The sequence below is a fragment of the Moraxella atlantae NBRC 14588 genome, assembly GCF_001591265.1.
GTDB classification, from domain to species: domain Bacteria; phylum Pseudomonadota; class Gammaproteobacteria; order Pseudomonadales; family Moraxellaceae; genus Faucicola; species Faucicola atlantae.
On the sequence record NZ_BCUL01000041.1, the window covers coordinates 1 to 5,946 of the forward strand.

The following is a 5,946-nucleotide window of genomic DNA, read 5'->3' on the forward strand; positions in this document are numbered from 1 at the left end:
CCATACAAGATAGGGTGAGTAAACTTGTTGCTATCACCGCTTTAGCCTTTTGTTGGGCATATCAAGCAGGTTTAGTAAAGCTAAGCGAAAAACCCAATCATTATAAACGTCGCCCTAAAGCCAATGGTCGCCCTCAAACGAGTATTTTCGCTATTGGGCTTGATTGGTTGATTGATGGCTTTAGACGGTTTATTATCAGTAGGGATTATGCCATATTCAATCAATTGCTTCGTTTTTATCTGCTAAATATTTGCCAAATTTAGTTTAGTGTTTCTGTCGTGTGCAGAGATAAAATATATGATGCTTTTAATTCGAATGAGAAGATTTCATGCAAACTGCTAACTTGTTAAACCTAATTGCGTTGGGTGAAGATAGCCAACATCAATTTAAATCCAACGTGACCCGTTCTGATGCCTTAGCTCAAGAAATGGTTGCATTTAGTAATAGTCATGGTGGATACATAATTATTGGGGTAAATGATGATGGTTCTATCGCAGGTTTGAATGCTGAAGATATTGGCCGTATCAATCAATTGGTTTCGAATGCCAGTACCGAGCATATGCGACCACCCATTGCCCCAACGACACAAAATTTTAATCTTCCAGAAGGGATGGTAATGCTCGTTCAGATCCCTGAGGGGATTAGCAAGCCTTATATGGATAAAAACTTGCATGTTTATGTAAAAAGTGGTTCAGATAAACGCAAGGTGACTGCAAGAGAAGAATTACAGCGTATTTTCCAGCAAACGGCATTGATTCATGCCGATGAGTTACCCGTTGCCTTTTCATCGATTAAAGATGTCGATATGACCACTTTTTCTCAGTTTTTTGAAAATGAATATGGTGAGAGTCTTGATGAACAATCGCTAACGCCAAGTCAGCTTTTGGAGAATATGAATTTGATGAGCGTTACTCATTCATCGAATGAACCAGTTTTAAATTATGCGGGTGCTTTATTGTTTGCTAAAAAACCGCAAACCAAACTACCTGTTTTTTTGATTAAGGCAGTCGCATTTTATGGTACTGATATCACCGATGAGCAGTATATCGATAGTCGAGATATTACGGGCAAATTGTCAGAGATGTTCGCTCAAGCGTTAAGTTTTTGTATGATGAACATTCGCTACCTGCAAAATAATCAAGGGTTTAACTCAATAGGCGAACCCGAAATTCCGAAAATTGTTTTCGAAGAATTGATAGCTAATGCCCTAATCCACCGTGATTACTTTGTCTCTGCCCCGATTCGCTTATTAGTTTTTAGTGATAGAGTTGAGATTATTAGTCCTGGTCATCTTCCCAATAATCTGACGATTGAAAATATTAAAATGGGCAACTCCAATATTCGTAATCCAATTTTGGCTTCATTTGCCAGTAAGTTATTACCTTATCGCGGTTTAGGTAGTGGCATTTTGCGAGCGTATAAAGCTTATCCTGATATTGAATTGATAGATGACAAAGAGCGTAATCTATTTAAAGCTATCATTAAACGTAAATCAGTACCAAATAGCTAAAAATTTCCCTATAGTCTATGAAATTACTGATTTAGAACGAATACAACGGCATAATTGATAAAAGTCGGTGTGCTAAAGTTTTTTGAATGAGCATTTTAGCAAATACTAAACTGTGACAAGCCATTCGAAATAATGTTTTGCAATATATGAGATAATGTATGTCACTTACTAATTTACTTTACAACTTTGATAGCCAGACCATCAGCCGAAGCCATAATTATGTCGGTCAAATCAAGCGAGACAACCTTGAGCGAGTCGAGACCACCGACAATATACAGTTAACCGCCTATATTAAAGGCACTCAAACCTACCGTACGGTTATTATTTATAACAAGCACAGTAAACGGATCACCACCAGCGACTGTAGTTGTCCTGTGGGCGAATTTTGTAAGCACGGTGTCGCTCTCGCACGTTTATTACACGCTCAAGAAAGCGAATCTAGCAACTCAACTGGTCAACTGTTATTGAAAGATCAGCAATTTGTCCAAGATTTGATGCAACAAATCGCCCAACTCCCCAATTCGTCTGAGTATCAAGCCTTAAATAAGGTTTTGGCAAATAGCTTAAACGTAGCCAATCCCAATCGTAATGGTAACAAACAACATGACGAAGCCGAGCTTTGGTTAAAAAATTTACGTCAATCGTTAAATACGTTAGAAGCCCCCAAAAAGCTTAAAGCCTCGAATCAGGACTTATCACCCTTTGTCTATCTAATTGAGCAAAAATTTGGGCAATTACAGCTTGAACTCATCAAAGTTCGCCGTATCAAATCAGGTGAAATACGAGAGGCTAAAACCTATACCCAGTACAGCAATGTTTACTACAGTTATTCAATTCCCATCAACACCAAAGCCTTATTCACTCAAATATATGACCATGTCAAAGCCCAAGACCGTGCGGCTTTTTCTCAGCATTTTATGATAGCGAATGAACTACCGCTTGATTTATTACAACAGCTTATCAAAGATAAAATTTTATACGATAAAGCCAAATGGGATAACGATTGGAAAACAGAACAAAACCATCCCATCACTTGGAACGATGATGTGTTGATGCTCGAAACCCTATGGCAATCCAATGCCGATGAGACGGGCGAAAAACTTGAGTTTGCCTTATTGGACAACGAGCAACAACGTTATGGTTTTGGGCAAACAGAAACGATTGATATGCTGTTTACCAAGCCTTTGACTTATATCAATAAACAAAAACGCCAAATTGGCTTGGTCAATAGCGAGGCGATTGGCGATATGCCAAACGACGTGCTATATCGCTTAATTACCATGCCATCGATTCCCAAAGACTTGGTCACCGATGTCGAACAGGTTTTGTCAAACAGCCAAGCCACGCAACAACTGCCCAAACCTAAAAACGCCCAACCGATTGACAATATCTATGGCACGCCACAGCCAATCATCCGCTTTGGCAGTATCGATACGAATCAATTGCCCTACAACATGAGACGAGACTATTGGCAACAGCAATGGATAGACAAACACTATGTCAAAGCCGAGCTTAGCTTTGCTTATGAAACGGGTGAAATTCCTGCCCGAATGGATGCTAAAACCGCTTTTTTTATCACCAAAAAAAATGGTAAACGCTTTCGCCAATACCGAGATATAAAAGCGGAAAACAAAGCCCTACGTGTGTTAAAAAAACAATTTAATACCTTTGAATGGCTAAAAACAGGCTCAAATATCAGCCGACATCAAGCCACCATTGAGCTTAATCAAGCACTCAACGCCTTGTTACCTGTGGACAAACTCAGTGATATCGGTTGGCAAGTCGAGCATTTATCCGATAGTCCGATTAACGCTGAACTGTCACAAAACCCAGAATTACTTGTCGAACCTTTGACTGGCGAAAATGGCGATGACGGTAATCATTGGTTCGAAGTTGGAGCAACGGTCAGCGATAGCGACGGGCATCAATATGATTTGCTCAATATCGTGGCGTATTTACTCGAGCAATATCCGTATCTCATGCACCCAAATATCGAGCAACTGCTTGATAAAAATCATCTATTTACGGTAAATGTCGGCATTGGTCGCCCTGCATTGGCAGTGGCGTTTAAAGACATTTTGCCGATTTTACAAAATTTAAGTTATCTACTGTCACAAGACGAGCGAAAAATTGATAGATACGACGCTCAAGCCTTGCTTGAACTAGAACACACATTGGGTATGGCATGGCAAATGCCCGAAAAACTTAAAACTTTTAGCGAAAAACTCAAAGCAGGTTATCAGTCTAATTTGCCCACGCCCAAGGGTTTTAACAGTGAACTCAGACCGTATCAGCAACAAGGCTTGGCGTGGTTGCAGTTTTTGGCACAGACCGAGCATGGCGGTATCTTAGCAGATGACATGGGACTGGGGAAAACTGCCCAAACGCTCGCTCATATCTTAATGGAAAAACAGGCAGGGCATTTGAAAGACCGCCCTGTACTCATTGTCGCTCCGACATCACTGATGCATAACTGGCAAAAAGAAGCCCACAAATTTACCCCAGACTTGTCTGTTTTATTGCTACATGGGGCAAACCGCCATGATGATTTTGACAAAATCAAAGAGCATGACATTGTACTGACCACTTATCCGCTCGTCGTGCGGGATGAAGAAACGTTAAAAGCCCAACCGTTTTATCAAATTATCCTTGATGAAGCGCAACACATCAAAAACCCCCACAGCAAATCCGCCCAAGTGTTACGCTCACTGACCGCCAAGCATCGGCTGTGTTTGACAGGCACGCCCATGGAAAATCATCTAGGCGAATTGTGGTCACTGTTTTATTTTCTGATGCCAGGGTTTTTGGGTAGTCAAGAGGTGTTTAACAAACACTACCGCCACCCGATTGAGAAAAAAGGCGATAACCGAAAACGTGAACGACTGGTCAATCGAATCAAACCCTTTATGCTTCGACGTTTAAAAACCGACGTCGCCAAAGAGCTACCGCCCAAAACCACCATTGAAGTCAATATTGACATGAATGACGAGCAGTCCAAGCTGTATGAAGCGGTGCGAGCCACCATGCAGGACAACATCAAAAAAATCATCGCTAAACAAGGCTTTAAACGCAGTCAAATTCATATTTTGGATGCCTTACTTAAACTACGGCAAGTGTGTTGTCATCCAAGTTTACTTAATTTGGACAGTTTGCCAAAAGGTAAAAATACGGTCAAATCCAAAGCCATGCACTCTGCCAAACTCGATTATCTGATAGAAACCGTCACCGATATGGTAGCTGAAGGGCGAAAAGTTCTGATATTTTCTCAATTTACCAGTATGTTGGCACTGATTGAACAACGGTTAATGACCGAAAACATTGGTTTTAGCAAACTCACTGGGCAAACCAAAAAACGCTCCGAGGCTATTGAGGCGTTCCAATCTGGGCAAGTGCCTGTGTTCTTGATTAGCCTAAAAGCAGGCGGTGTTGGGCTGAACTTAACCACCGCCGATACCGTGATTCACTATGACCCATGGTGGAATCCAGCCGCTGAAGACCAAGCGTCTGACAGGGCATGGCGAATTGGGCAAGACAAGCCTGTGTTTGTTTATAAACTCATTACTAACCAAAGTATTGAAGAAAAAATCATTAATATGCAAAAAAATAAAGCCGAGCTGGCTCGGTCTATTTTAAGCACAGACCATGAAGGCAACGTCAAACTGACTGAAGATGAATTGCTAGGGCTGTTTGAGAAGTTTGTGTGATAAATATTATGTAACCTATATCTCTCATAAACGGGTGAATATTCATATAATAAGCAATATATCACTCATTAAATTTTTTATGAAAAACTCTCTAACCCTTCAGGCTTTTTTAGATCAGCAATGGCAAGATATTGCTGAACTCACTTTTGATGAATTTAACTTGATTGAGGTCGCTTATCTACGTGATTACAGCTTTCAGCACTATCTTGCTGATAATTGGCACGCTTTTTCGATTAACTACCCTGTCGAATTGTTTGGTTATCGTGTTGATAATGGCTGGTTCCCATTCTTGACGACATTATCCCCGCAGGGGCAGGTCGCAGATACTGATTAAATTATCTGGGGCTTGCCCATTTATCCGAACCCGAGCAAAATTTTCGCTTATTGCAATCTGCAACTATTGCACCTATCGGACATCTTCGTATCAAGCAAGCCGTTGAGAATTTACCAATCGGTGAAAATCGTCTCTTCGACATCGAAGAAGTGGTGAATCGTCATGCTGACTTTTTGGATTATGCCAATCAAATGGGCGCCATTGCAGGCGGTGCGACAGGGGCAGGCGGCGAAGCCCCGAAATTGGTATTGCGAGTCACATCAAATGACAAAGTATGGATTGACCATCAACAGTTAGCTGATGGCCCTTACGATGCACAAGATAGCTATTATCTGGTGAAATTTCCGAGAGGCACTCGTAGTGAGATAGATTGCGATATTTTGCGAGCCGAATTTCAC

The 5,946-nt window shown here is 41.1% G+C and carries 3 protein-coding genes and 2 pseudogenes; all 5 read left to right on the forward strand.

All coding sequences use genetic code 11. The features are described from left to right. A pseudogene (locus MA2_RS11265) lies at positions 1–263 on the forward strand (hypothetical protein); the annotation flags it as partial. Positions 264–328: 65 nt separating this feature from the next. After that, positions 329–1,510 carry an RNA/DNA-binding domain-containing protein gene (locus tag MA2_RS10375; RefSeq protein WP_067059572.1) on the forward strand — a complete coding sequence of 394 codons (1,182 nt, stop codon included), beginning with the start codon at positions 329–331 and terminating at the stop codon, positions 1,508–1,510. 158 nt (positions 1,511–1,668) lie between these two features. Continuing rightward, positions 1,669–5,214, forward strand: coding sequence for a DEAD/DEAH box helicase (locus tag MA2_RS10380; RefSeq protein WP_079352281.1), 3,546 nt, complete (start codon positions 1,669–1,671; stop codon positions 5,212–5,214). Positions 5,215–5,293: 79 nt separating this feature from the next. Beyond that, positions 5,294–5,548 (forward strand): hypothetical protein, encoded by a 255-nt coding sequence (locus tag MA2_RS10385; RefSeq protein ID WP_067059574.1) that lies wholly within the window; start codon positions 5,294–5,296, stop codon positions 5,546–5,548. Between the two features lie 50 nt (positions 5,549–5,598). Next, positions 5,599–5,946, forward strand: a pseudogene (locus MA2_RS10390) (type II toxin-antitoxin system HipA family toxin); the annotation flags it as partial.